Origin of the sequence: Pseudacidovorax intermedius, assembly GCF_001476815.1 — a bacterium.
Taxonomy (GTDB): Bacteria; Pseudomonadota; Gammaproteobacteria; order Burkholderiales; family Burkholderiaceae_C; genus Xenophilus; species Xenophilus intermedius_A.
In genome coordinates this window covers 1-23102 of the sequence record NZ_LDSL01000009.1, presented here as the reverse complement: position 1 = coordinate 23102, position 23102 = coordinate 1, and the positions used below count along the sequence as shown (strand labels likewise).

25 protein-coding genes are annotated in these 23102 nt (G+C 71.8%); 11 read left to right on the top strand and 14 right to left on the bottom strand.

Going from position 1 to position 23102, the window contains the following annotated elements; translation table 11 throughout:
* Positions 1-44: 44 nt before the first annotated feature.
* Genes NS331_RS01115 through NS331_RS01090 form a run of 6 tightly spaced genes read right to left on the bottom strand, consistent with a single transcriptional unit; the run spans position 45 to position 5668 of the window.
* Positions 45-836 (bottom strand): SDR family NAD(P)-dependent oxidoreductase, encoded by a 792-nt coding sequence (locus NS331_RS01115; RefSeq protein WP_058640184.1) that lies wholly within the window; start codon positions 834-836, stop codon positions 45-47.
* A complete protein-coding gene (locus NS331_RS01110; protein WP_058640183.1) occupies positions 829-1848 on the bottom strand; it encodes a Bug family tripartite tricarboxylate transporter substrate binding protein in 1020 nt (339 codons plus the stop codon). Before NS331_RS01110 ends, NS331_RS01115 begins: the two co-directional genes overlap by 8 nt.
* A 28-nt stretch (positions 1849-1876) precedes the next feature.
* Positions 1877-2842 carry an NAD-dependent epimerase/dehydratase family protein gene (locus NS331_RS01105; protein ID WP_058640182.1) on the bottom strand — a complete coding sequence of 322 codons (966 nt, stop codon included), beginning with the start codon at positions 2840-2842 and terminating at the stop codon, positions 1877-1879.
* 2 nt (positions 2843-2844) lie between these two features.
* On the bottom strand, positions 2845-3630 hold the full coding sequence (locus tag NS331_RS01100) for a cyclase family protein (RefSeq protein WP_058640181.1): 786 nt from the start codon (positions 3628-3630) through the stop codon (positions 2845-2847).
* A gap of 14 nt (positions 3631-3644) precedes the next feature.
* Entirely contained in the window at positions 3645-4634 is a 990-nt protein-coding gene (locus NS331_RS01095; protein WP_058640180.1) for a fumarylacetoacetate hydrolase family protein, read from the bottom strand.
* Positions 4631-5668, bottom strand: coding sequence for an SMP-30/gluconolactonase/LRE family protein (locus tag NS331_RS01090; protein ID WP_058640228.1), 1038 nt, complete (start codon positions 5666-5668; stop codon positions 4631-4633). Before NS331_RS01090 ends, NS331_RS01095 begins: the two co-directional genes overlap by 4 nt.
* A 132-nt stretch (positions 5669-5800) precedes the next feature.
* Here NS331_RS01090 and NS331_RS01085 point away from each other — a divergent pair, with 132 nt between their 5' ends.
* From NS331_RS01085 to NS331_RS01065, 5 genes are all read left to right on the top strand, one after another.
* Complete coding sequence (locus tag NS331_RS01085; protein WP_058640179.1) at positions 5801-6715, top strand: LysR family transcriptional regulator; 915 nt, start codon at positions 5801-5803, stop codon at positions 6713-6715.
* A gap of 169 nt (positions 6716-6884) precedes the next feature.
* Entirely contained in the window at positions 6885-7328 is a 444-nt protein-coding gene (locus NS331_RS01080) for a DUF4174 domain-containing protein (protein ID WP_058640178.1), read from the top strand.
* A 149-nt stretch (positions 7329-7477) separates the two neighbouring features.
* Positions 7478-7675 (top strand): DUF3606 domain-containing protein, encoded by a 198-nt coding sequence (locus NS331_RS01075; RefSeq protein ID WP_058640177.1) that lies wholly within the window; start codon positions 7478-7480, stop codon positions 7673-7675.
* A gap of 117 nt (positions 7676-7792) precedes the next feature.
* Entirely contained in the window at positions 7793-9610 is a 1818-nt protein-coding gene (locus tag NS331_RS01070; RefSeq protein WP_058640176.1) for an ABC transporter ATP-binding protein/permease, read from the top strand.
* Positions 9611-9703: 93 nt separating this feature from the next.
* The gene (locus NS331_RS01065) at positions 9704-10216 is read left to right on the top strand and encodes a 2'-5' RNA ligase family protein (RefSeq protein WP_206597303.1); all 513 of its coding nucleotides are present in this window, start codon (positions 9704-9706) and stop codon (positions 10214-10216) included.
* A 4-nt stretch (positions 10217-10220) separates the two neighbouring features.
* On the opposite strand, the gene NS331_RS01060 is transcribed toward NS331_RS01065, so the two are convergent.
* The 8 genes from NS331_RS01060 to NS331_RS01025 are packed head-to-tail and all read right to left on the bottom strand — an operon-like array spanning position 10221 to position 17098.
* Positions 10221-11216, bottom strand: coding sequence for an ABC transporter substrate-binding protein (locus NS331_RS01060; protein WP_058640174.1), 996 nt, complete (start codon positions 11214-11216; stop codon positions 10221-10223).
* 7 nt (positions 11217-11223) lie between these two features.
* The gene (locus NS331_RS01055) at positions 11224-12015 is read right to left on the bottom strand and encodes an ABC transporter ATP-binding protein (RefSeq protein ID WP_058640173.1); all 792 of its coding nucleotides are present in this window, start codon (positions 12013-12015) and stop codon (positions 11224-11226) included.
* A gap of 17 nt (positions 12016-12032) precedes the next feature.
* Positions 12033-12839 carry an ABC transporter permease gene (locus tag NS331_RS01050; protein ID WP_058640172.1) on the bottom strand — a complete coding sequence of 269 codons (807 nt, stop codon included), beginning with the start codon at positions 12837-12839 and terminating at the stop codon, positions 12033-12035.
* A complete protein-coding gene (locus tag NS331_RS01045; RefSeq protein WP_082702164.1) occupies positions 12836-13144 on the bottom strand; it encodes a non-heme iron oxygenase ferredoxin subunit in 309 nt (102 codons plus the stop codon). Before NS331_RS01045 ends, NS331_RS01050 begins: the two co-directional genes overlap by 4 nt.
* 10 nt (positions 13145-13154) lie before the next feature.
* Positions 13155-13625 (bottom strand): aromatic-ring-hydroxylating dioxygenase subunit beta, encoded by a 471-nt coding sequence (locus NS331_RS01040; protein ID WP_058640170.1) that lies wholly within the window; start codon positions 13623-13625, stop codon positions 13155-13157.
* Complete coding sequence (locus tag NS331_RS01035) at positions 13622-14929, bottom strand: aromatic ring-hydroxylating oxygenase subunit alpha (RefSeq protein WP_058640169.1); 1308 nt, start codon at positions 14927-14929, stop codon at positions 13622-13624. Before NS331_RS01035 ends, NS331_RS01040 begins: the two co-directional genes overlap by 4 nt.
* The gene (locus NS331_RS01030) at positions 14926-15741 is read right to left on the bottom strand and encodes an alpha/beta fold hydrolase (RefSeq protein ID WP_058640168.1); all 816 of its coding nucleotides are present in this window, start codon (positions 15739-15741) and stop codon (positions 14926-14928) included. Before NS331_RS01030 ends, NS331_RS01035 begins: the two co-directional genes overlap by 4 nt.
* Before the next feature lie 7 nt (positions 15742-15748).
* Positions 15749-17098: a metal-dependent hydrolase family protein gene (locus NS331_RS01025; RefSeq protein ID WP_058640167.1), complete on the bottom strand. Its 1350-nt coding sequence runs from the start codon at positions 17096-17098 to the stop codon at positions 15749-15751.
* A gap of 97 nt (positions 17099-17195) precedes the next feature.
* On the opposite strand from NS331_RS01025, the gene NS331_RS01020 reads away from it, so the two are divergent.
* From NS331_RS01020 to NS331_RS00995, 6 genes are all read left to right on the top strand, one after another.
* Positions 17196-18014 (top strand): alpha/beta fold hydrolase, encoded by an 819-nt coding sequence (locus NS331_RS01020; RefSeq protein WP_058640166.1) that lies wholly within the window; start codon positions 17196-17198, stop codon positions 18012-18014.
* Entirely contained in the window at positions 18014-18409 is a 396-nt protein-coding gene (locus tag NS331_RS01015) for a RidA family protein (protein WP_242873612.1), read from the top strand. The genes NS331_RS01020 and NS331_RS01015 overlap by 1 nt, the downstream gene beginning before the upstream one ends.
* A 1-nt stretch (position 18410) precedes the next feature.
* Entirely contained in the window at positions 18411-18983 is a 573-nt protein-coding gene (locus NS331_RS01010) for a TetR/AcrR family transcriptional regulator (RefSeq protein ID WP_058640164.1), read from the top strand.
* A gap of 90 nt (positions 18984-19073) precedes the next feature.
* Positions 19074-21266: an ATP-binding protein gene (locus tag NS331_RS01005; RefSeq protein ID WP_082702162.1), complete on the top strand. Its 2193-nt coding sequence runs from the start codon at positions 19074-19076 to the stop codon at positions 21264-21266.
* Positions 21263-21877 carry a response regulator transcription factor gene (locus NS331_RS01000; RefSeq protein ID WP_058640163.1) on the top strand — a complete coding sequence of 205 codons (615 nt, stop codon included), beginning with the start codon at positions 21263-21265 and terminating at the stop codon, positions 21875-21877. Before NS331_RS01005 ends, NS331_RS01000 begins: the two co-directional genes overlap by 4 nt.
* 165 nt (positions 21878-22042) lie before the next feature.
* Positions 22043-23026: a tripartite tricarboxylate transporter substrate binding protein BugE gene (locus NS331_RS00995; protein WP_058640162.1), complete on the top strand. Its 984-nt coding sequence runs from the start codon at positions 22043-22045 to the stop codon at positions 23024-23026.
* The last annotated feature ends 76 nt before the right edge of the window (positions 23027-23102 follow it).

Below are 23102 nucleotides of genomic sequence, written 5' to 3'. Positions count from 1 at the left end.
TCTCCTGGCCGTCGAACGCGTTTGCAATGGGTGGCGGCCGCCGCTCAGCTGCCGTCCGAGATGAGGGTGCCGCCGTCCACCACCAGCGTCTGCCCGGTGATGAAGCCGCCGGCGGCCGAGGCGAGCATCACGGCCACGCCCGCCACCTCGTGCGGCTCGCCCACGCGGCGCAGCGGCGTGGCGGCCAGCCGGCGCGCCATGAAGGCGGCATCGGCGATCAGCCCGTCGGCCAGCGGCGTGCGGACCAGGCCCGGCGCGATGGCGTTGACGCACACGCCGCGCGGGCCCCATTCCGCCGCCAGGTTGCGCGCCATCTGCGCCAGCGCGGCCTTGCTCAGGCCGTAGAGTCCGATGGCGCCGTTGCCGCGCAGCGCGGCGATGCTGGCCATCAGGACCACGCGGCCGTGGCGGCGTGCGCCCATGGCCGGCACCAGCGCCGCGCACAGGGCGTGGGCGCTGGCCAGGTTGACCTGGAACACACGCGCCCAGTCCTCCGCCTGCACGGCCAGCAGCGGCCCGGCAGGCCCCTGCATGCCGGCATTGCAGACGAGCAGGTCGATGCGGCCGAAGGCGGCCTGCGCCTGTTCGGCCAGGGCCTGCACCTGCGCGGGCTCGGCCAGGTCGGCCGCGACGGTGTGCACGTTGGTACCGAGCGATGCGCATTGCGCCGCGATCTCGCGCAGGCCGTCGCCCGCGCGGTCCGACAGCACCAGCCGCGCGCCATGCTGCGCATAGGCGAGCGCGATGGCCCGGCCCAGCCCGCCGGCCGCGCCGGTGACCAGGGCCACCTGCCCGTCCAGCGCGAACAGGCCCGGTGCCGACGGCGCGTCACTCAAGCTTGACCCCCACCTGATGGATCACCTGGCCCCAGCGCGCGGTCTCGGTGCGGATGAGGTCGGCAAACTCGGCGCGCGAGCTGGGCGCCACGATCAGGCCCAGGTCGGTGTAGCGCTGCACCACGTCGGGCGCCGTCACGGCCTTGACCAGCTCGTCGTGCAGGCGGTTGGCGATGGGCTCGGGCGTGCCGGCGCGCACCACCATGCCGGTCCAGCCGGGGATGTTGAGCGCGGGCATGCCCAGCTCGGCGATGGTGGGCACCTTCGGCAGCTGCGGCAGGCGCTTGTCGCTGCCCACCACGGCCAGCGCGCGGGCCTTGTTCTCGCGCACCAGCGGGATCGCGCTGGGGGCCACGTCCAGCAGGGCGTCGATGTGGCCGGCCATCAGGTCCTGCACGGCGGGGGCGCCGCCCTTGTAGGCCACGTGCGTGAGGTTGCCCTTGATCTGGCCGCGCAGCATCTCCATCCAGATGTGCGGCTGGCTGCCCATGCCGTAGGAGCCGTAGTTCAGGCCCTTGCCGCCCGCCTGCGCGGCCTTGACGAAATCCTGGAAGGTCTGGAACGGGCTCGACGCCGGCACCAGCAGCACAGTGGGCGAGACCAGCAGCCGCGTGAGCGGCATGAAGTCCTTGAGCGTGTCGTAGCTCAGCTTGGGATACAGGCCCTCATTCATCGAGAAGGGGCCCAGGTCGCCGTAGAACAGCGTGTGGCCGTCGGCCGGCTGCTGCTTGACGAAGTTGGCGCCGATCTGGCCGCCGGCGCCGGGCCGGTTGTCGATGACCACCGGCTGGCCCAGGCTGGCGGAGAGCTTCTGCGCCAGCATGCGCGACAGCGCATCGCCGAAGCCGCCGGCCGGGTAGGGCACCACCCAGGTTATGGGCCGCGAAGGGAAGCCGGCCTGGGCACGGGCAGCGGTGCCGGCCAGGCCCAGCGGCGCGGCGGCCAGGGCGGCGGCACCGCGCAGCAGCGTGCGGCGGGTGGGGCGGGCGAAGGGCGAAGCGGAATCGGTCATCGAAGCAGGTCTCCTGAATGGGATGGGATCAAAACTCGTCGGGGTCGCCGGCCGGCGTGAGCGCCCGGCGCACCAGCGCCCGCGCATCGCCGTCGTCGCGCAGGCCCAGGGCACGCGAAATGCGGTCGTCCAGCGGCGGATAGCGGCCGAACACGGCCTCCACGTCGGGCTGCGGCGCATGGCGGACCAGGGCCGGGCCGTCCACGCCGAACTCGGCCGACAGGGCCTGCACCACCTCGTCCATCGACAGGCGCAGCACCGGCAGCGGCCAGGCGCGGGCCGGGTCGTCGCCGACGGGCAGGGTGGCGGCATGCACCAGGTTCCAGGCGCAGCGGCGGGCCGACATCCACCACGCGGTGGCCTGCGGCCCCACGGGCAGCGTGACCGGCTCGCCGGCCGCCAGCGCATGCAGCAGTTCGCTCATGAAGGCCGACACCAGGCCCGAGGGCGCGCGGGGCCGGGCCACGATGCCGGGCAGGCGCAGCGAGCGGCCGTCGAGCCGGCCGCGGCGCGACAGGTCGGCCAGCAGCACCTCGCAGGCGAGCTTGTGGGCGCCGTAGACCAGCGGCGGGCGCAGCGGTGTGTGCGGCGTCACCACCGCCGGCAGCGCGCTGCCGTAGACGGCGATGGTGCTGGCATAGACCACCACGGGCGGCGCACTGCCAGTGCAGGCGTCGGCCAGCGTGTCGAACAGGTCCAGCGTGGCGTCGAGGTTGACGCGCCGGCTCAGGGCCGGGTCGGCCTCGGCCGCACCGCCCGGCACGGCTGCGAGGTGGAAGCACACGTCGGGCGCCAGGGCCGCGATGCGCGTCAGCACGTCAGCGCTGCCCAGGTCACCTTCGAGCGCGACCACGCCGGCCGGCAGCGCGCCCAGCCGCTGGTCGGCCGCGGCCAGCACGGCGATGCGCCGGCCGCCCACCTGCCCCTGCCGTTGCAGCAGCGCGAGCACATGCGCACCGATGAAGCCACCGGCGCCGGTCACGAGCACTTTCACGCTCAGTCCTCGAAGATGGCCACGGCCCGCGTCCAGCCGGCCGAGGCGCCACGGATCTTGTGCGGGAAGCAGCAAATGGTGAAGCCATGGCCCGGCAGCGACTCCAGGTTGTGCAGCTTCTCCAGGTGGCAGTAGCCGATGTCGCGGCCGGCCTTGTGGCCTTCCCAGATCAGCGCGGTGTCGCCGGTCTCGGCGATGCGCTGCGCGGTGTACGAGAAGGGCGCGTCCCAGCTCCAGGCGTCGGTGCCGGTCAGGCGCACGCCGCGCTCCAGCAGGTACATGGTGGCCTCGTAGCCCATGCCGCAGCCGGTGTTGACGTAGTCCGGCTGGCCGTAGCGGCTGCCGGCGCGGGTGTTGACCACCACGATGTCCATCGGCCGCAGCACGTGGCCGATGCGGGCCAGTTCGGCCTCCACCTCGGCCGCGCTCACCACGTGGCCGTCGGGCAGGTGGCGGAAGTCCAGCTTCACGCCGGGGCGGAAGCACCAGTCCAGCGGAATCTGGTCGATGGTCATCGACGGCCGCGCGCCGCCGGCCTTGGCGTCCTGCGTGGCATGGAAATGCCAGGGCGCGTCCAGGTGCGTGCCGCTGTGGGTGGTCAGCGTCACCCATTCGGCGGCGGCGGCCTGGCCTTCGGGGTAGTCCTCGGCGCGCGTGCCGGGGATCAGCTGCATGAACTCGGGCAGCGTGTCCTGGTGGGTCTGGTAGGTGATCTTCGGCGCCAGCGGGGGCGGGTCGGAGAGTATGTCGTTCTCCAGGTAGATCGACAGGTCGACGAAGCGGGGCATGGCGCGGCGCTCCTTCAGGCGGTGGGCGGCAGGGCCTGCACCACGCGCTGGTCGATGGCGCCGAAGACGGGCGCACCCTGCCACTGCGCCTCCATGCGCACGCGTTCGCCGAAGTGCAGGAAGGGCGTGCGGCTGGCGCCGTGCTCGATCAGCTCGATGGCGCGCCGCTCGGCGATGCAGGCCGAGCCACGCTGGCCGCCCGCGTTGGACACGGTGCCGGAGCCCACGATGGTGCCGGCCGACAGCCGACGCGTGAAGGCCGCATGCGCGATCAGCTGGTCGAAGCCGAAGCTCATCTCGCCGCCGTTGGGATGGCCGAAGCGCTCGTCGCCGCGCATCACCGTCAGGTCGAGGTGCACGCGGCCATCGCGCCAGGCCTCGCCGATCTCGTCGGGCGTGACGGCCACCGGTGCGAAGCTGGACGAGGGCTTGGCCTGGAAGAAGCCGAAGCCGGTGCGCATCTCGCGCGGGCCGAAGGCGCGCAGGCTGACGTCGTTGATCTGCACCAGCAGGCGCACGTGGCGCAGCGCCAGCGCGGCCGGGCAACCCAGCGGCACCTCGCCCACGATCACGCCGAACTCGCCCTCGAAGTCGATGCCGTGCGCCTCGTCGGGCAGCGGCAGGTCGTCGTGCGGGCCGAGCAGGTCGTCGGAGCCGCCCTGGTACATCAGCGGAATGCGGTCCGCATCGGGCATGGGCGCGATGTCGAAGGCCTTCTCCATCAGCCGGCCGTGGTTGAGGAAGGCCGAGCCGTCGCACCACTGGGGCGCGCGCGGCAGCGGCGCGGCGGCCTGGGCGGGGTCGAAGGCGAAGGCGCCGTCGGCCGTGCCGGCGTTCAGGCGCTCGTACAGGGCCAGCAGCGGCGCCTCGGCGGCGTGCCAGCGCTCGAGCGCATCGAGCAGCGTGGGCGCGATGGCGGCGGCATCGGCCGCATGCTGCAGGTCGCGCGAGACGACGACGAGGCGGCCGTCCTTGCGGCCGTTCTTGAGGGTGGCGAGTTTCACGCGGGAAAGTCCTCGTTCCAGTGGATGGGCGGCTGGCCGGCGACGGGCGCGCGGAAGCTGGGCAGGGTGCTGCCGCGCAGGCTGCCGAGGTAGACGGTGCGCAGGTCGGGGCCGCCGAAGCTCAGGCTGGCCATCCAGGGTGCCAGCGTGCCGTGGGCGGCAGCCATGATCTCGGGCGTAAGCGTGCGGGCCTCGTAGTGCGCATCGAGCGCGCGCGTGGCCTCGGGATTGCCGTCGTCCAGCAGCGTGAGCAACTCGCCGTCGGGCGTGATGGCGACCAGCCGGTCGCTCATGATCAGCGTCACCCACAGGTTGCCGAAGGCATCGAAGGCGAAGCCGTCGGGAAAGCCGGGCAGGCGCGCCGGGCCGTAGACCTCGCGCGCGCCCAGCGCGCCGTCGGCCTGCACGCGCAGGCGCGAGATGCGCCGCGCGTTGCTCTCGACCACGTACAGCCACTCGCCGGCGTCGTCCAGGCGGATCTCGTTGGTGCCCTCGAAGCCGTCGGCCACGATGCGGGCGTGGCCCTGCAGGTCGAACAGGGCGATGTAGCCGTCGGTGGCGCGGGCGTTGATGGAGTCGGTCCACGGCTGCATGCGGGTGGTCACCGTCAGGTACAGCCGGCCATGGCGGTCGCGCAGCGGAAAGTTGGCCTTGCCCAGCGGCTGGCCGTCGATGCGGTCGAACAGGCGGCGGATGCGGCCCTGGCGGTCCATCACTTCGACGGCATCGGTGCCCCAGTTGGCGATCAGCAGCTCGCCGTCGGCCAGGAAGGCCATGCCGTTGGGCAGAGAGCCTTCGCTGCGCACGTAGCGCTGGTCGAAGTCGATGGCCGGCATGGCCGTGGGCGCGGCGGGCGCCACCAGTTGCTGCGTGCCGTCGGGCGCGATGCGCATGGCGCCGCCGCGGGCGTCGGCGGCCCACACGGTGCCGTCGCGCTGGCACAGGATGCATTCGGGCCGCTGCAGGTCGCGGCCGACGTGGCGGATGGCGGCGCGGTCGACCTGCCAGCCGCGCAGGGGGTTGTCTCGTGTCATGGGAATCTCGGAGCGGGGCGAAGTGTGGGCCGGCACCGTCGCGGTGACCAACCGATTCGCCGGATGCCAGCCATCGGCTGGCGCGATGGCTGGGCCTGCTTAAGATCGGCGCCCCACCCGGAGACAACCCGCATGCGCTACCAACGCATCGACCTGAACCTGCTCGCCGCCCTGGACGCGCTGCTGGCCGAACGCAACGTGACCCGCGCTGCCGAGCGCCTGCACCTGAGCCAGTCCGCCATGAGCGGCGTGCTGGCGCGGCTGCGCGACTACTTCGGCGATGCGCTGCTGGTGCCCGTGGGCCGCACGCTGCAGCTCACGCCGCGCGCCGAGGCGCTGATCGAGCCGGTGCGCCGCATCATCCTGCAGGTGGATGCGGCCCTGGGCGTACAACCCGAGTTCGACCCGGCCACGGCGCGCCGGCATTTCACCGTCATCGCCTCCGACTACGTGACGCAGGTGCTGCTGGCCGAGGCCCTGCGCCGCATGGCGCCGGCCGCGCCCGGGCTGAGCTTCGACGTCCGGCCCACGCACGTCGGCATGGCGCAGGACCTGGACCAGGGCCGCGTGGACCTGCTGGTGACGCCGGCCCACCTGGCCCTGGCCGAGCATCCGCAGCAGACGCTGTTCGACGACACCTACCAGGTCATCGCCTGCGCGCAGAACGCGGCGCTGCAGGCCGGCCTGAGCCCCGCGCTCTACCGCAGCCTGGGCCACGTGGTCTATCAGAACGAGCAGGGCGACAACCCCTGGTTCGAGCAGTGGTACGCCCACCAGCACGGTGGCGACCGGCGCATCGAGGTGGTGGCCCACAGCTTCCTGCTGATGCCGCGCTTCATCCTGGGCACGTCGCGCATCGCCACCCTGCAGACCCGGCTGGCGCAGCAGTTCGTGCAGGCCATGCCGCTGCAGGTGCTGGCGCCGCCGATGGAGACGCCGCGCCTGGTGGAGGTGCTGCAATGGCACCGGCTGCGCGACGCCGACCCCGGCATCGCCTGGGTGCGCGCGCAGATCCAGGCGGTGGCGTCGGCGATGCCGCCGGTGTGAGCCGCTGGCAGCGGCGCCGGCCCGGCGCACGCGGCTTCACGGCCGACGGGGCGAAGGCGCCGCGGCGGGCAGCGCCGCCCGCCGGCGCCCGCCGATCTTCGGCATCCGCGCATGCGCCGGCCAGCACTGCCGCGCGCGCGCCGTCCCGCTTGCCCTGCCCGGAACCGCCATGACCAAGACCCTTCGCACCGCCACCTTCGCCGTGTCCGGCCTCGCCGCCCTCGGCTCCGCACTGGCCGCGGACACGAACCCCCTGGACGCCGAGCGCTGGAAGACGCGCCCCCTCGTCGTGGTGGCGCCGCATGCCGACGACCCGCTGCTGCGCAAGGTGGAAACCACGCTCGCCCGCACGGCGCCGCGCGAGGCCTTCGCCGAGCGCGAGATGGTGCTCTACCGCGTCGTCGGCGGCACCGGCAGCCGCGACGGCCGGCCGCTCGCCGCGGGCCAGACCCGGGCGCTGCTCCAGGCGCTTGGCGTGCGCGCGGACGGCCCCGCCACCGTGCTGCTGGTGGGCAAGGACGGCGGCACCAAGCTGCGCGAGCAGGGCGACGCGGACCTGAACGCCATCTTCCGCACCATCGACCGCATGCCGATGCGCCAGGCGGGTCGCTGAACCGCCTGCCCCCTCCCGGGCGCCCGCGTCCTGCGCGGGCCGTAGGCGGCGGACTGCACGGCGTTCAGCCTGTTTCCGCGGCGGCGGGGCGGCGTAGGAAAGATCATCGGTGGCAACCGATCCACGACCCGATCCCGCCGGAGCGTCCCATGCATTCCATGGAAAAGTACCTGTCCGAAGAGCCCTTCGCCCTGCGCCGCAGCGAGCGCTCCGACATCAACATCAACGACCGCCACGAGATCCGCCACTTCGCGCAGGAGCTGGGCGTGGACGAAGCCCATCTCGTGCGCGCCGCCGACGTGGCCGGCGTGTGCAGCCGGGCCGTGCAGGCGCACCTGGGCTGCTGACGGCACCGCCGCCACCGCCCCTCCTTCTTTCTGTTCCCCGACGGTCTGAAGCATGCCCCGCGCCCGCGCGACGTCCGCGCCTGAGGCGCCCCTCCGATCCTTGCTCTCAGACGCCTGATGTCCGCCATTGCGCCCACGCCGCTCCAGTCCGACGACCCTGCCCTGACCCGTCCGCCGGGCGGGCGCAAGAAGAAGAGCCGCGCAGGCCGCGCGCCCACGCTCTCCATGGCGGCCTGGCGCCAGTTCCTGGAAGTGGCCAGGCCCTACTGGGTGGGTGACCAGCGCTTCAAGGCCTGGGCCCTGCTGGCGATCCTGCTGGTGGTCATGCTGTGTGAGACGCAGCTGGCCGTCATGCTCATCTCCCGCACCGGCGAGATGACCTCGGCCCTGGCCGCGCGCGAGGCCGACCGGTTCTGGAGCGCCGTGCGCTGGAGCCTTGTCGTGCTGGCCTTCGCCGCGCCCATGTACGCCGGCTACTACTACATGCGCGACTACCTGGGCAACCACTGGCGCCGCTGGCTCACGCACCGTTTTCTCGATGGCTACATGCAGGGCCGCCGCTACTACGAGCTGGGCAGCCGCGAAGACCTGGACAACCCCGACCAGCGCATCAGCGAGGACATCAACACCTTCACCGGCCGCTCGATCAACTATGCGCTGATCTTCATCGGCTCGGCCATGCAGCTGGTGGCCTTCAGCGCGGTGCTGTGGTCCATCTCGAAGACGCTGGTGATCTTCCTGGCCATCTATGCCTTCGTCGGCACCTTCGTGGCGCTGTATGTCTTCGGCGCGCCGCTGATCCGGCTCAACTTCTGGCAGCTGCGGCGTGAGGCGGACTTCCGCTTCGGGCTGATGCGCTTTCGCGAGAACGCCGAATCCATCGCCTTCTACCGCGGCGAGGCGCAGGAGCGGGCCGAGCTGGACAACCGCTTCCAGGCCGCCTTCGTCAACTACGGACGGCTCATCAAGAAGCAGCGCACGCTCAACCTGTTCCAGCGCGCCTTCAGCCAGCTGACGCTGGTGGTGCCCAGCATCATCCTGGCCGGCGAGGTGCTCGCCGGCGACATGGAGGTGGGCCGCGCCGTGCAGGCCGGCGGCGCCTTCGCCGCGGTGCTGGGCGCGGTGGGCCTGATCGTGGACAACTTCGAAGGCCTGAGCCGCTTCGTCGCCGGCATCGACCGCCTGCACACCCTGGCTGGCGCCGTGATGCCGGGCAGCATGCGCGCCGCCTCGGCAGTGGCCGTGGCCACGCCGCCCGACGAGCAGATCAGGAGCGAATGCGGCGACGACGAGCTGTGCGTGGAGAACGTGACGCTCTACACGCCGCAGTTCAACCGCCTGCTGATCCGCGACCTGTCGCTGCGGCTGTCGCCGGGCGAGGGCCTGATGATCGCGGGCCCCAGCGGCTGCGGCAAAAGCTCGCTGCTGCGCGCCCTGGCCGGCCTGTGGCGCACCGGCAGCGGCACGGTGCGCACGCTGCCGGCCGAGCAGGTGTTCTTTCTGCCGCAACGGCCCTACATGCAGCTGGGCACGCTGCGCAGCCAGATCCTGTATCCGGCGGAAGCCTCGGCCCACAGCGACGCGCAGCTGCTGGAGATCCTGGACGCGGTGCACCTGGGCGGCCTGGCCGAACGCGTCGGCGGTCTGGACGCGGTGCACGATTGGGAAAAGCTGCTGTCCATGGGCGAGCAGCAGCGCATGGCCTTCGCCCGCGTGCTGGCCCGCCGGCCGCGCGTGGTCATCCTGGACGAGGCCACCAGCGCCCTGGACGCGGCCACCGAAGCCGCGCTCTACCAGCGGCTGCGCGACACCGGCGCGACCATGGTCAGCATCGCCCACCGGCATGCGGTGCTGCGCTACCACACCCATGTGCTGGAGCTGGTGGGCGGTGGGGGCTGGCGCATGCATGCGGCGCAGGACTTCAAGGGCGAATAGCGTGCCGGGCGCGCGCGGCCCTGGCGCGGCCCGGCGGAGTACGGGCGGCATGGCCAAGCCATGACACCCACGGCACTCATCCTGACGCTGCGCATGGATCCTGCCTCCGCAGCCCACTACACCCGCCTTCGTCGCGCGCACTTTCCGCCCGAACGCAACTGGCTCGATGCGCACATCACGCTGTTCCATGCCCTGCCGCTGACGGCGCTGGACGAGGTGCAGCGGGACCTGAGGGCCTGCGCGGCCACCACCCCGGCCTTCACGTTGCAGGTGGAACGGGTGCGCTTCCTGGGCGGCGGCGTGGCCTACGACCTGGCCGCCGCCGAGGCGCTGGCACTGCGCCGCACGCTGGCTGCCCGATGGGCCGGCCTGCTGGGCCGGCAGGACCGCCAGTGGCGCGGCCCGCTGCATGTGACAGTGCAGAACAAGGTGCGGCCCGACGCGGCGAGGGCGCTCCATGCCGAACTGGCGCGCGACTTCGTGCCGCATACCGTCCAGACCACGGGGCTGGACCTCTGGTACTACCTGGGCGGTCCGTGGCGGGCCGTCGGCGGCTGGCCCTTCCGGTCGCTCGGCGCCGCCGAAGACGCCGTCCAGGCCCGGTGACGGCTCACTGGTAGGCGAGGGACAGCAGCCCCGGCGGCAGCGCCGGCAGGGCGACCACGTCCGCCGCCACGCCGTTGACGGCGGTCAGGGTGGCCTCCAGCCCCCGGGTCATGTCGGGCGTGAACTGCTTGAGCAGATCGCGGCGCACCTGCTGCTTGAAGAAGACCAGCGACTCGGGCGACAGCTTCAGGCGCTCGCCGTGTTCCTGCCACACGTCGTCCTGGTTCATGAGGATGTCGACCGCGTCGCGGTAGGCGGCGGCGAAGGCGCGGGCGTTGCCCGGATGGGCCTTCGCATAGTCCTCGCGCATGCTGAAGAACAGGAAGGGCACGGTGGGCAGGCCCATCTGCTGGGCCAGCTCGCGGATCGTCACCAGCGTGCGGTAGCGGCCGCTGGCCAGCATCTCGGGCGCGAGCGAGTTCCACATCTGCGTGGCGTCGAGGTCGCCCTTCTCGATCAGGCCGCGCAGCAGCGGCACCGCGCCTTCGCGCACCTCGGCGTCCTTGCCGATGTCCATGTTGTAGAGCTGCTTGGCGGCGGCCTGCATGATGATCCAGTCGAAGCCGGTCTTGCTCTGCACGCCGACCCGCTTGCCCTTGAGGTCGGCCAGGGTCTTGAGCGGCGAGTCCTTGGGCACCACCACGCTGTTGACGTAGGTGAGGAAGGGCGCGATGCCGACGATGGGCGTGCCCGACGCGCGCAGCCGCGCGGCGGCCAGCCAGTCGAACACCACCATCTCCGCCGCGCCGCTCTGGATGGCGGCGGTGGCGGACTTCTGGTCGGCGTAGGGCACGGTCTCCAGCGTGAAGCCGTGCTTCCTGTCGAGGCCGTACTTCTTGATCACCGCCGGGGCGATGCCCATGGTGCCGGCCGGATTGATCATGATCCGCACGGTGCCGCCGTCGCCGGCGGGCTTGGGCTGGGCGTGCGCGGCCGACGCGGCCAGCAGCAGGGCGGCGAAGCCGCCGGCGAGGGTTCGGAGTGCGTTCTTGCGGTTCATGGTCTTCTCAGTGGGGGAGAGGGGAAGGAATGCCGGCCGGCAGGGCCGCCTGCTGCTCGAGGATGCGGATCACCTGCTTGCTGGACTCGAACAGCGCCAGGTCGTCGTAGCTGCGCGGGCGCGGCACGCTGCGCAGGTCGATCTCCTGCACGATGCGCCCGCGCCCCATCACGAGCAGCCGGTCGGCCAGGAAGGTGGCCTCGTAGGCGTTGTGGCTCACGAACACGATGGTGGTGCGAAAGCGCTGCCACAGCGCCAGCAGGCTCTGCCGCAAGGTGCGGGCGGTCAGTTCGTCCAGGGCGCTGAAGGGCTCGTCGAGCAGCAGGATGTCGGGGTCGATGCAGAAGGCCCGCGCGATGGAGGCGCGCTGCTGCATGCCGCCGGACAGCTGCGCCGGGAAGTCGTTCCGGTAGTCCGCCAGGCCCACGGCCTCGAGCACGGCGTCGATGCGGGTGGGCCATTCGCGGCGGGCGAAGCCACCGGCCTCCAGCACGAACGCCAGGTTCTGCGCCAGCGTGAACCACGGCAGCAGCCGCGGCTCCTGGAACACGTAGGCGACGCGGAAGCCCGCGCCGAGCTGCTCCCGGATGGGCCGGCCCTGGATGCGCACCTGGCCGCGGTAGTCGCCGTCCAGCCCGGCCAGGATGTTCAGCAGCGTGGACTTGCCGCAGCCGGATGGGCCCACCAGGCCCACGACCTCGCCGGGCGCGATGCTGCAGCCGATGTCGTGGAGCACGTGGCGGATGCCGCCGCTGCTGGCGAAGCTCTTGCCGAGGTGGAGGATGTCGATCTGTTGCATGGGTCTGCTCCTGGGGGTCATGGGCGGCGCCAGCGGAAGATGCGCCGCTCGAGCACCCCGAACACGCCGACCTCGATCACCAGCATGACCACCACGAAGCAGGCCGCATAGGCCAGCACGTGGGTCATGTCGAAGAGCTGGAAGTAGTACTCGATGCGAAAGCCCACGCCGTCGCTGCGGCCCAGCAGCTCGACGAACAGCACCATCTTCCACACCAGCCCCAGCCCGAAGCGGGACGAGGCCAGCAGCATCGGCGCGATCTGCGGGGCAACGATGCACCGTGCCACCTGGCCGCGGCTGGCGCGGAAGACCTGGCCCATTGCCAGCAGCCGCGTGTCCAGGCTCTTCAGGCCCTCCCGCACGTTGATCGCCACGAAGGGCACCACGGTGAGGGCCGCACCCAGCACGGCGCCCCGCTCGTTCATGCCCACCACCATGTAGACGGTGAGGATGGTGACGATGGCGGGCACCGTGATGCCGCAGACGATCCAGACGCGGAAGAAGGCGCCCGCCCGCTGCGACACCGCCATCGCGGTGCCCAGCGCCAGGGCGGTCCCCATGCCGAGTGCGAAGGCGAGCGCGATGCGGCCCAGCGTGACCGCCACGTCGGACCACAGCTCGGCCGTGCGGACCAGGGCGGCCATGGCCAGCACCACGCGCCAGGGACCCGGCAGCACCGCGGCCGGCAGCAGCAGGGAGGCGAGCGTCCAGGCGCCGAGCAGCGTCGCCACCGATGCACAGGTCCAGACGACGGTGCGCGACGGCCGCAGGCCGATCCGTGCCGGCCGCGCGGGCGCGGCGGCGGTTCCCGATGCGGCGCTCATGCCTGCACCTCGACGCGGCCGGCCACCACCCGGACCGGGAAGCGGCGCACCGCCTCGGTCGCGGGCCCGCAGCGCGGCACGCCGGTCGCGATGTCGAACAGCGCCTGGTGCAGGGGGCATTCCACGCAGCCGTCTTCCACGTAGCCTTCGGACAGCCGCGCCATGCCGTGGGTGCAGCGGTCGGCCAGCGCGTGCAGTGCGTCGCCGAGCCGGAAGACGGCCACCTCGTGGCCGTTCAGGCGGACGGGCCAGGCGGCGCCGTCCGGAAAGTCGCCGGGCTCGCCGACGTCGTGCCATGGGGTCATGCGGGCCTCCTCAGATGGGCGTGGCGAGCAGTTCCTGCACGCCATAGCTGTCGAGCACCACGGTGCGTTCCGCGAACAGCGGCTGCGGCCCGCGCAGGTCGACCAGGTCCAGGTAGACGCCGGCCGCGAAGGGCTTGGAGACGCCGGCCTGGTCCGACTGGATGACCAGGAACTGCGTGCGTGCACGGACCAGGCCGTCGCCGTCCGCGGGCGCCACCAGTGGCGGCGACATCAGGTGGCGGTCGAAGTGGATGTTGTAGATGTTGGCGGTGCGCAGCGAGACCACGCGGTCCTGCATCATGGCGACGCCCTGGCAGTCGATCAGGCAGGCCGGCAGGCCGCGCGCATGGTTCTCGCGGGGGATCACGCGGTAGCGGCCCTGCGGCGTGAAGAAGCCGGGCCATTGCTCCAGCGCGTCGTCGTCGACGGCATGGGCATAGCGAAGCTGCAGGTCCAGCACCTGGGCATGGGCGGTGTTCACAGCGGTGCCTCCGGGGAGAAGCCCATCGTGCGGGCGTACTGCTGCCAGAAGCCGCGCGTGCAAACTTCGGTCACCACATGGTCGGCGTCCTCGATGGGGCCGCGTCCCCCCATCTCGATGAAGGAGGCCGCCCCGGCCGCCTCGCCGCGGATGGACTGCTGCACCAGGCGGATCGCCTCGCCATCCTCCATGGAGATGTAGCCGGCCGGGCCGACCAGGTTGAGCTGCTGGAGCCGTGCCGCCGTGCGCTCGGCGGCGTCGTCCTCGAAGCCGAAGTACGTCCAGTACAGCTCGAGCGCGTCGGGCCCCAGTGGGCGCACCTGCCGCGTGGCCAGCGTGTTGAGGATCTGGTGCACCACCATGTTCGGGAACACCGAGACGATCAGGTTGCCGATGCCGTCGTGGAAGTCCGGCTCCCACTGCAGGAGCTGCGGCGCCTTCAGGGCGAAGTCGGCCTGGTACTTGTTGTCGGTGCCCTTGTAGGCCTCGACCACGCTCTCGGTGCTGTCGGTATTGGTGACCGAGTAGACGACCGCATGGCCGCCGCCCGGGCTCAGCAGCGTGTGCCCCTTCTGGGTCGACCGGTAGACGCCGAAAGTGGCCATGAAGGTGTGCAGCAGGCCGGCGTGGTAGGGGTCCTTGATGTTCTCGAAGTACAGCTTCCAGTTGGCCGAGATGCGCTGCCGGTGGTAGCCCAGCACCTTGAGCGGTTTGACGAGGATGCGGTCCAGATGGGCGACGATGTTCGGGCCCAGGTAGTCGACGAGCGGCGGCGCGTCGTCGGAGAAAGTGCCGAAGACCACGCCCTTGTAGAGCGCCACGCGCAGCTTCTGCAGTCCGTGCTGCGCGGGCTTGAAGTCCGCCGGATAGCCGCCGCAGCCGTTCAGGCCGCGCCGGTAGGGCACGCCGCACAGGTTGCCGGCGCTGTCGTAGTTCCACTGGTGGTAGATGCAGGCATGGTTCTCGGCCCGGCCGAATTCCTGCCGCACGACCTGCGCGCCGCGGTGCGCGCAGCGGTTGACGAAGGCCCGGACCTCGCCCTGCATGTCGCGCGACACCACCACCGGCACATTGCCCACCTGCACCAGCTTGAAGCTGCCCGGCTCCGCGATCTCGGCCTCCAGGGCCAGGTAGGACCAGGTCGGGCCGCGGAAGATGCGTTCCATCTCGCGCTCGTGGATCGCGGCGTCGGTGAACACGCGGTAGGGCGTGCGGGTGTAGTCGGCGGTCGGCCAGCGGAAGGCATCGAGCGGATCGCCGCCGGCGTGGGCATTGGCGGCGCCTGGCAGGGGAAGGGCGCTCATGCGGCCTCCCTGGCGAAGGCCAGCCAGCGCTCGACGAAGGCGTCGGGCTGCTCCACATAGGGCGCGTGGCCCACGCCGGGCATCACGTCCAGCGGACCGAGGCCGAGGGCCTCGGCGGCAGCTTGGCCGACCTCGACGGCCACCATCCGGTCCTGCTCGCCCCAGAGCAGGCCGAGGGGCCACCGTCCTGCCGCCTGGGCCAGCTCGTCGGTGACGAGGTCGCCGTTCAGCCCGTCGACCATGTAGTCGCCGAGGGCGCTCAACGCCTCCACCGCGCCGGCAGAACCGTTGATGCGCGATTCCTCGACGACGAGGTCTTCCGTGGCGAAGGCGGGATCGACGAACACGTTGCGCAGCTTCTGCTGCACCCCGTCGACCGACACGTTGCGCACGCCCCGCCGGATGGCCTCGCCCGCTTCCGCGCTGAGGGGTGCCAGGCCCAGCGGTGCGACCAGGTACAGGCTGGCGCAGCGCGCCGGTTCGGCGAGGGCGGCCAGCGCGGCGATGTGGCCGCCCAGCGAGGTGCCGACGAGGTGGGCGCGCTCGATGCCCAGCGCGTCGAGCACGCCCAGGCAGAACCGCGCCAGGGCAGGCGACCGGTAGTCGAAGCCGGCGGGCTTGGCAGCCAGTCCGTGGCCGGGAAGGTCGAAGGCGATGGCGCGGAAGCCGCGCTCGCCGAGGCGGGCCACAACGGCCGCCCAGCGGTCCGCGCGGGTCGACAGGCCGTGCACGAAGACCACGGCCGGCCCGGTGTGGCCGGCGGCGAGCACGCGGGTGCTCACGCCGCCGACGGTGAGAGGAAACTGCATCATGCGGGGCTCAGGCTTTCTCGAAATGGGCGCGGACATGGTCGCGGTCGTAGATGCGCCGCCACATGCCCTGGGAGAACTCGGAGAAGTGGCGCGCGTGCGTGGGCGCCGGTGTCAGGTCGACCGGCTTGCCGCCCAGCAGCACCGCATGGATGGCCTCGCGCCGCTGCAGCACCGTGATGTCGGCCAGCGGATCGCCGTCCACGACCACGATGTCGGCCAGCTTGCCCGGCACCAGGCCGCCCAGCCGGTCGCGCTCCCGCAGCAGCCGGGTGCTGGTGACGGTGGCGCAGCAGAGGGCCTCGGCCGGCGTGAAGCCCACGTACTTCACGTGCGCCTCCAGTTCCTTGGCGCCCCACTCGCCGTAGGGCGTGACGGCGAAGCCCGCTTCCGAGCCGGAGATGAAGGTGACGCCGGCCTCCCGCGCACGCCGGAGGTTGCGCGATGCGGCCTCGAGTTCGCGGCGCTGGATGTCGGGCCACCACGGCGCCGAGGGATCGGTGGGTTCGTTGAACTCGATGTTGTTGACCAGCAGCGCGAGCGAGGGGCACAGGCAGCCTCCGTGGTCGAGCACCGCCTGGATGCCGTCGTCGCAGATGTTGGAGGCATGGAAGATCACGTCAACCCCGGCGCGGGCGGCATAGAGGGCGCCCTCGCGCCCGCGTGCATGCACGACTGCCAGCTTGCCCAGGCGATGGATCTCGTCGACCATGGTGTGGGTCTCGGCCTGCGTGTACGCGGCGATGAGGCCACCGCCGCCACGGCGTGCGTGGATGCCGTCCATCGTCAGCTTGATGGCGTCCACGCCGTCCTTGGCCTGCTGCCGGATGATGCGGATGGCCTCGTCCATGGAGCCGGTCATGACGCCGGTCGACGGTTCCGGCACCCCCACCCAGGACGGGTACCAGTCGTAGAGGCCCTGCTGCGTCGTGAGCGCGCGGCCCGAGGCCGTGATGCGCGGGCCCTGCACCAGACCGACATTCACGGCATCGCGCACGGCCGGCGCGATCAGGCCCGAACAGGCCGGGTCCATGATCGAGGTGAAGCCCGACTTCAGGATGGCCTGCGCCGCCACCATGGAGCGCAGGGTGCGGAATTCCATCGTGGCGTAGAGGTCGATGTCCTCCTGGCTCAGCGCATTGCCGTACGAGATGTGCGCATGGCAGTCCACCATGCCCGGCATGACGAAGCGGCTGCCGTAGTCGAGCTGGATGTCGCCCGCCGCGGCCGGCGGTGCCGCGCTGGACGGGCCCACCCAGTCGATGGTGTCCTCGTAGAGCACCAGCGTCTGGTCGGGCTCGCTGCGGCCCGACACACCGTCGAAGAGCCGGCCGCAGCGGATGAATGTTCTGGCTGTCATCGCGGAGATGTCCTTTGTTGCTTCTTTTGTCGGCGGTCAAAACCGACTAGCATTCGCTAAAGCAACCGCCATGCCATCTTCTGAACCTCTTGCACCCATGCACACCGAAACCTGGCACTTCGACGAGGGCGAATTCGCCGTCCACCGGGTGGGCGAAGGACCGCCGCTGCTGCTGATCCACGGCATCGGTCCCGGCACCGCCTTCCAGGCCAACTTCTCGGCCGTGGTCCCCACATTGGCCCGCCATCGCACTCTTTACGGGATCGACCTGATTGGCTTTGGTGCGTCGCCCGCCGGGCCGGACGGCCCCCGCTTCGACTTCGCGCGCTGGGTGCGCCAGGCGGCCGCGGCGGTCGCGCGCATCGGCGTGCCGCGGGTCGACGTCTGGGGGCAGTCGCTCGGCGGAGCGGTCGCCCTGGCGCTGGCCGCCGCGTCGCCCGCCGTTCGCCGCGTGGTGGTCACGGGCGCGGGCGGCGGAGGGCGCCGGCTGAACGCGGCGCTGGATGCCTTCTGGACGGCGCCGGCGGACCTCGCGGCACTGCGGGTGGCGATGCAGGGTGCAGTCTTCGATGCGTCGGTGCTGCGGGACGAGCAGCTGGCGCTGCGCCTCGATGCGCTCGTGCGCGATGGCCGCGGCGCCGACTTCGAGGCCATGATGGCCAGCGGCAAGGCCCACAATCTGCGCAGCTGCTGGCTGGCACCGGAACTGCTCTCGACGGTCCGCGCGCCGGTGCTGCTGATCCACGGCCGCGAAGACCGGCCGGTGCCCTATCGGGAGAGCGCGCTGCACCTGTTCGATCACCTGGGCGATGCCCGCCTGGTGCTGCTCGGACGCTGCGGCCACAACCCGATGCTGGAGCACACGGCCGCCGTCTGCGATCTGGCGCTTCAACATCTCACCTCGACGCACGACTGATGCAGTACCTCGACCCAGAACGACTTCCGGCCCCGGCGGGGCCCTATTCCCAGGCGACGCGCGTGTCGGGTCCCGGCGAATGGCTCCACATCTCCGGCCAGGTCGGCGTGAACATGGACGGCACGACGCCGGCCGCCTTCGAGGCGCAGGCGGAGCTGGCCTGGGGCTACCTGGCGCAGGCGCTCGAGGCCGCCGGCATGGACATGGGCCACGTGGTCAAGACGACGACCTACCTGGTCGCGCGCGCAGATGCCGCGGCCATGCGCGCCATTCGCCTGCGCCACCTGGGTGCGCATCGGCCGGCGTCCACGCTGGTGCTGGTCGCGGGGCTGCTGGACCCGGCCTGGAAGATCGAAGTGGAGGCGGTCGCCTTCCGGCCCGGGGGCACGCACTAAGATGTCCCAGGTCAAGAAGGAGGAAGTGCGCCTGGCCATCCTCGCCTCCGCCAGGACGCTGTTCACCACGCAGGGCTACAGCGCCACCACGATTCCCATGATCGCGCGCGGGGCCGGCATCTCGCCACCCAACGTGTACTCGTACTTCGCGTCGAAGCTGCAGGTGCTCTACGCGATCTACGACCCGTGGCTGCGCGAGCGCTTTGCCGCGCTATCGGCCGAGGTGGGCGCGCGCCGCACGCCCGCGACTCGGCTGCGGCGGCTGTTCGAGGGGCTCTGGCAGGAGTTGCCGGCCCACGACCAGGGCTTCGCCAACAACGTGATCCAGGCCATCTCGACGGCGACGCCCAAGGACGAGTACCGCACGGGGCTCATCGACTGGATGGAGCGCGAGATCGAACGGATGCTGGTCGAGGCGCTGCCGCCGGAGCGACACGCCCTGGTGCGCAACACCGACGTGCCGCACATGGTGGTCATGGCCATGGACGGCTACATCATGTACTGCCACACCTGTCCCGAGCGGGCCTGCAGCGGCAGGACCATCGACGCGATGTGCCGGATGCTGCTGGGGTGAGGGCCGGCTGACCCGGGAGATGCCTGGGGACCGCACGGGGCGCGCGGGCGCTTGACTGCCGCTCGCGGAGAATCCGGCCGGACCCTTCCCATGCCGCCTGCCGCCGATCCCGCCGTCCCACCCCAGCTGCCTGCAGCGCCCGTCGCGCGGCAGGGGCGCCGCTGGCCCGGCGCGGCCGCCTGGGTGGCCGCGCTCGCCCTGGCGGGACTGGCCGTCGCCCTCGTGGGCGAATGGGCCGCCGACCGCGCCGCGCGCAGCCAGGCCGACGAACTGCGCCGCGCCGCCGAGGTCCAGCGTGCGGCCCTGGGCGATGCCACCGGCCGCTTCCGCCACCTGCCCTTCGCCGCGGCGCTGCATCCGGTGGTGCTGGCGCTGCTGGCCCGACCCGGCGACGCGGCGCTGCGCGAGCGCGCCAACCGCTACCTGGAGGAGCTCGACCAGCTGGCCGGCGCCGAGGCGCTGTACCTCATCGACGCCCACGGCGTCACCCTGGCCGCCAGCAACTGGGCCCTGCCGCACAGCTTCGTCGGCCAGTCCTACGCCAACCGGCCCTACTTCACCGAGGCGCTGCAGGGCCGCACCGGCCGCTTCTACGGCGTCGGCCAGACCACCGGCGAGCCGGGGCTGTTCCTGTCGGCCCCGGTGCGCGGGCCCGGCGGCGCCGTGCTGGGCGTGGTGACGGTCAAGGTCAGCCTGCGGCCGCTGCAGGAGGCCTGGCGGCGGGCGGTCGACCCCATTCTGCTGACCGATGCGCGCGGCATCGTCTTCCTCAGTTCGGTGCCCCAGTGGCTCTACCACGCCACCCGGCCGGTGGACGCGCAGGGCCTGGCCCAGGTGCGGCGCGACCAGCAATACGGCCCGCGCGCCAGCTTCCCGCGGCTGCCGTGGCACATCGTGTCCGGGGGCGACGGGCCGGATTCGCTGGTCGCCACCCAGATCGACGGCCGCGCCCGCCGCTTCCTCGCCGTCAGCGAGCCGGTGGACGAGCTGCCCTGGACGCTCACCGTCATGGCCGACCATGCCCAGGTGGTGCGGGCGCGCGAGATCGCCTGGCTGGTCAGCCTGCTGGGCGTGAGCCTGTTGCTGCTGACCGGCCTCTACTGGCGGCTGCGCGAGCGCCGCTTCGCCGAGCAGCGCGACGCGCGGCGCGACCTGGAAGTGCGGGTGAAGGAGCGCACCGAGGCCCTGGGCGAGGCGCATGCCTTCCGCAAGGCCATGGAAGACGCCCTGCCGGTGGGCATGCGCGCGCGCGACGCCGAGGGCCGCATCACCTACGTCAACCCCGCCTTCTGCCGCATGACCGGCTTCGCGGCGGAAGAACTGCTTGGGCGGCTGCCGCCCTATCCCTACTGGCATCCCGACGAGGTGGAACACCACTGGCAGCACTACGACGCCATGATGCAGGGCCGCCCCGCCCTGGCCGGCCACGAGGCCCGGCTGCGCCATCGGGACGGCCAGGACGTGCTCGCCATGATCTACACCGCGCCCCTCATCGATGCCGACGGCCGCCATGCCGGCTGGATGAGCTCGGTGGTGGACGTGACCGAGCAGCGGCGCGCCGAGGGCCAGCAGCGCCAGAACGAGGCGCAGCTGCAGCACGTGCAGCGGCTGGCGAGCCTGGGCGAGATGGCCTCCACCCTGGCCCACGAGCTGAACCAGCCGCTGATGGCCCTGAGCAACTTCGCCAGCGCCGCCAAGGCCTTCGCCCGCCAGGGCGAGCAGGCCCTGCTGGCGCAGAGCCTGGACGAGACCATCGAGCAGGCCCAGCGCAGCGCCGAGATCGTGCGGCGCATCCGCGGCTTCGTGCGCCAGCGCACCGCCGGGGCCGAGGACTGCGCCGTCGCCACCCTGGTGGCCGAGGCGCTGGCCCTGCTGCGCGGCGAGCTGCGCGAGAACCAGGTGGCGCCGGTGGTGCGCATGCCCGACGGTCTGCCGCTGCTGCGCGTGGACCGCGTGCTCCTGGCGCAGGTGCTGCTGAACCTGGTGTCCAACAGCCTGCATGCCATGCGCGCCGTGCCGCCGGCGCAGCGCAGCCTGGAGATCGAGGCCGAGCGCCTGGACGGCCGCGTCCGCATCCACGTGGCCGACCGCGGCAGCGGCATCGACGCCGCCATCGGCGAGCAGGTCTTCGCGCCCTTCTTCACCACCCGGCCCGGCGGCCTCGGCCTGGGCCTGAACATCTGCCGCACCATCGCCGAGGCCCACCGCGGCCGCCTGTTCTTCCAGGCCCGGCCCGGCGGCGGCACCATCTTCACGCTCGAACTCCCCATCGCACCGCCATGACCCCTGCCGCCAACAACCTCTGCATCGTGGACGACGACGAGGCCGTGCGCCGCTCGCTCGGCCTGCTGCTGCTGTCGCGCGGCTACGCGGTGCGCACCTTCGCCAGCGGCGAGGACTTCCTGGCCGGCGCCGAGCTGCAGCAGCCCGGCTGCGCCATCCTCGACCTGCGCCTGGGCGGCATGAGCGGCCTGGCCGTGTTCGACGCGCTGCGCGAGCGCGACGCGGCGCTGGAGGTGATCTTCCTCTCCGGCCACGGCGACATTCCGATGGCCGTCGAGGCGGTGCAGAACGGCGCGCTCGGCTGGCTGGAGAAGCCCTGCAACGACGAGCGCCTGCTCGACGCCGTGGCCCGCGCGCTGCGCAAGGCGCAGGAGGGCGCCGCCCGCCGCGAGGCCCGGCGCGGCGCCCAGGCGCTGTGGCGGAAGCTGACGCCGCGCGAGATGCAGGTGGCGCGGCTGGTGGCCGAGGGCAAGCCCAACAAGGAGATCGCGCAGGAGCTGGCCCCGGTGGAGCTGCGCACCATCGAGACCCACCGTGCCCACGTGTTCGCCAAGCTGGGCGTGGCCAACAGCCACGGGCTCTACCGCTTCCTGCACGAGCACGGGCTGTAGGCGCAGCGGTTCGGCGAGGGCGGGGCGCGATGCAGGGATAACCCTTGCGTAGCGCCACGGAGGCGCGCCGCCCGCGGCTACGGACGACGGCGCGCGCGCGGCGCGCCACACTGCCGGCCGGCCGTCCACGCGGCGGTGCTCCCCAACGAACAAAGGAAACAAACCATGCAACGCAGTCACTGGAAGGCGCTGGCCGGCAGCGCCATGTTCGCCGCCCTCGTCGCCACGCCCGCCGCCTTCGCCCAGGGCTACCCCGAGCGGCCGATCGAACTGCAGGTGCCCTTCGCGCCGGGCGGCACCACCGACATCGTGGGCCGCGTCATCGCCGACCCGCTGGGCAAGATCCTGGGCCAGCCCGTGGTGGTGGTGAACAAGGCCGGCGGCGGCGGTGCCGTGGGCGCGCTCGAGACCTCGCGCGCCGCGCCCGACGGCTACAAGCTGGGCGTGGCCACCGTGTCGAGCACGGCCGCCAACCCGGCCATCAACCCCAAGACGCCGTACAACCCGCTCACCGACTTCACGCCGATCATCAACATCGCGGCCACGCCCAACGTGATCGCGGTGAACCCCGGCTTCCCGGCCAAGGACTACGCCGCCTTCGTCGCCGAGCTGAAGAAGAACCCCGGCAAGTATTCGTACGGCACCTCCGGCACCGGCGGCATCGGCCACCTGCTGATGGAGCTGTACAAGAGCGTGACCGGCACCTTCGTCACCCACATTCCCTACCGCGGCGCGGGTCCGGCCCTGAACGACGTGGTGGCGGGCCAGGTTCCCATCATCTTCGACAACCTGCCCTCGGCGCTGCCCTTCATCAAGGCCGGCCGGCTGGTGCCCATCGTGGTGGCCGCGCCCGAGCGTCTGAAGGAGCTGCCGAACGTGCCCACCTTCAAGGAAGTGGGCCTGGAGCCGGTCAACCGCATGGCCTACTACGGCATCCTGGGCCCCAAGGGCCTGCCGAAGGACGTGGTCGACAAGATCAGCATGGGTACCAAGAAGGCGCTGGAAGACCCGGCCGTGCGCAAGCGCATCGAGGACACCGGCTCCATCATCGTGGCCAACACGCCGCAGCAGTTCGCCGAGCAGATCAAGGCCGAGTACGAGGTCTACAAGCAGGTCGTGCAGAAGCAGAAGCTGACGCTCGATAACTAGAAAAGACCACCCCGTTGGGACTTCCTCACTGCGTGTGGAAGTCCCATCCCCCTCGAGGGGCGCACCCGGCGGCCCG

Coding starts and splice junctions, on each gene's coding strand:
- NS331_RS01035 (WP_058640169.1), bottom strand. CDS start 14,929: ATGAGCGCCCTTCCCCTGCCAGGCGCCGCCAATGCCCACGCCGGCGGC.
- NS331_RS01005 (WP_082702162.1), top strand. CDS start 19,074: ATGCCGCCTGCCGCCGATCCCGCCGTCCCACCCCAGCTGCCTGCAGCG.
- NS331_RS01080 (WP_058640178.1), top strand. CDS start 6,885: ATGACCAAGACCCTTCGCACCGCCACCTTCGCCGTGTCCGGCCTCGCC.
- NS331_RS01065 (WP_206597303.1), top strand. CDS start 9,704: ATGGATCCTGCCTCCGCAGCCCACTACACCCGCCTTCGTCGCGCGCAC.
- NS331_RS01030 (WP_058640168.1), bottom strand. CDS start 15,741: ATGATGCAGTTTCCTCTCACCGTCGGCGGCGTGAGCACCCGCGTGCTC.
- NS331_RS01090 (WP_058640228.1), bottom strand. CDS start 5,668: ATGACACGAGACAACCCCCTGCGCGGCTGGCAGGTCGACCGCGCCGCC.
- NS331_RS01075 (WP_058640177.1), top strand. CDS start 7,478: ATGCATTCCATGGAAAAGTACCTGTCCGAAGAGCCCTTCGCCCTGCGC.
- NS331_RS01020 (WP_058640166.1), top strand. CDS start 17,196: ATGCACACCGAAACCTGGCACTTCGACGAGGGCGAATTCGCCGTCCAC.
- NS331_RS01070 (WP_058640176.1), top strand. CDS start 7,793: ATGTCCGCCATTGCGCCCACGCCGCTCCAGTCCGACGACCCTGCCCTG.
- NS331_RS01015 (WP_242873612.1), top strand. CDS start 18,014: ATGCAGTACCTCGACCCAGAACGACTTCCGGCCCCGGCGGGGCCCTAT.
- NS331_RS01025 (WP_058640167.1), bottom strand. CDS start 17,098: ATGACAGCCAGAACATTCATCCGCTGCGGCCGGCTCTTCGACGGTGTG.
- NS331_RS01060 (WP_058640174.1), bottom strand. CDS start 11,216: ATGAACCGCAAGAACGCACTCCGAACCCTCGCCGGCGGCTTCGCCGCC.
- NS331_RS01085 (WP_058640179.1), top strand. CDS start 5,801: ATGCGCTACCAACGCATCGACCTGAACCTGCTCGCCGCCCTGGACGCG.
- NS331_RS01045 (WP_082702164.1), bottom strand. CDS start 13,144: ATGACCCCATGGCACGACGTCGGCGAGCCCGGCGACTTTCCGGACGGC.
- NS331_RS01010 (WP_058640164.1), top strand. CDS start 18,411: ATGTCCCAGGTCAAGAAGGAGGAAGTGCGCCTGGCCATCCTCGCCTCC.
- NS331_RS00995 (WP_058640162.1), top strand. CDS start 22,043: ATGCAACGCAGTCACTGGAAGGCGCTGGCCGGCAGCGCCATGTTCGCC.
- NS331_RS01055 (WP_058640173.1), bottom strand. CDS start 12,015: ATGCAACAGATCGACATCCTCCACCTCGGCAAGAGCTTCGCCAGCAGC.
- NS331_RS01110 (WP_058640183.1), bottom strand. CDS start 1,848: ATGACCGATTCCGCTTCGCCCTTCGCCCGCCCCACCCGCCGCACGCTG.
- NS331_RS01100 (WP_058640181.1), bottom strand. CDS start 3,630: ATGCCCCGCTTCGTCGACCTGTCGATCTACCTGGAGAACGACATACTC.
- NS331_RS01000 (WP_058640163.1), top strand. CDS start 21,263: ATGACCCCTGCCGCCAACAACCTCTGCATCGTGGACGACGACGAGGCC.
- NS331_RS01050 (WP_058640172.1), bottom strand. CDS start 12,839: ATGAGCGCCGCATCGGGAACCGCCGCCGCGCCCGCGCGGCCGGCACGG.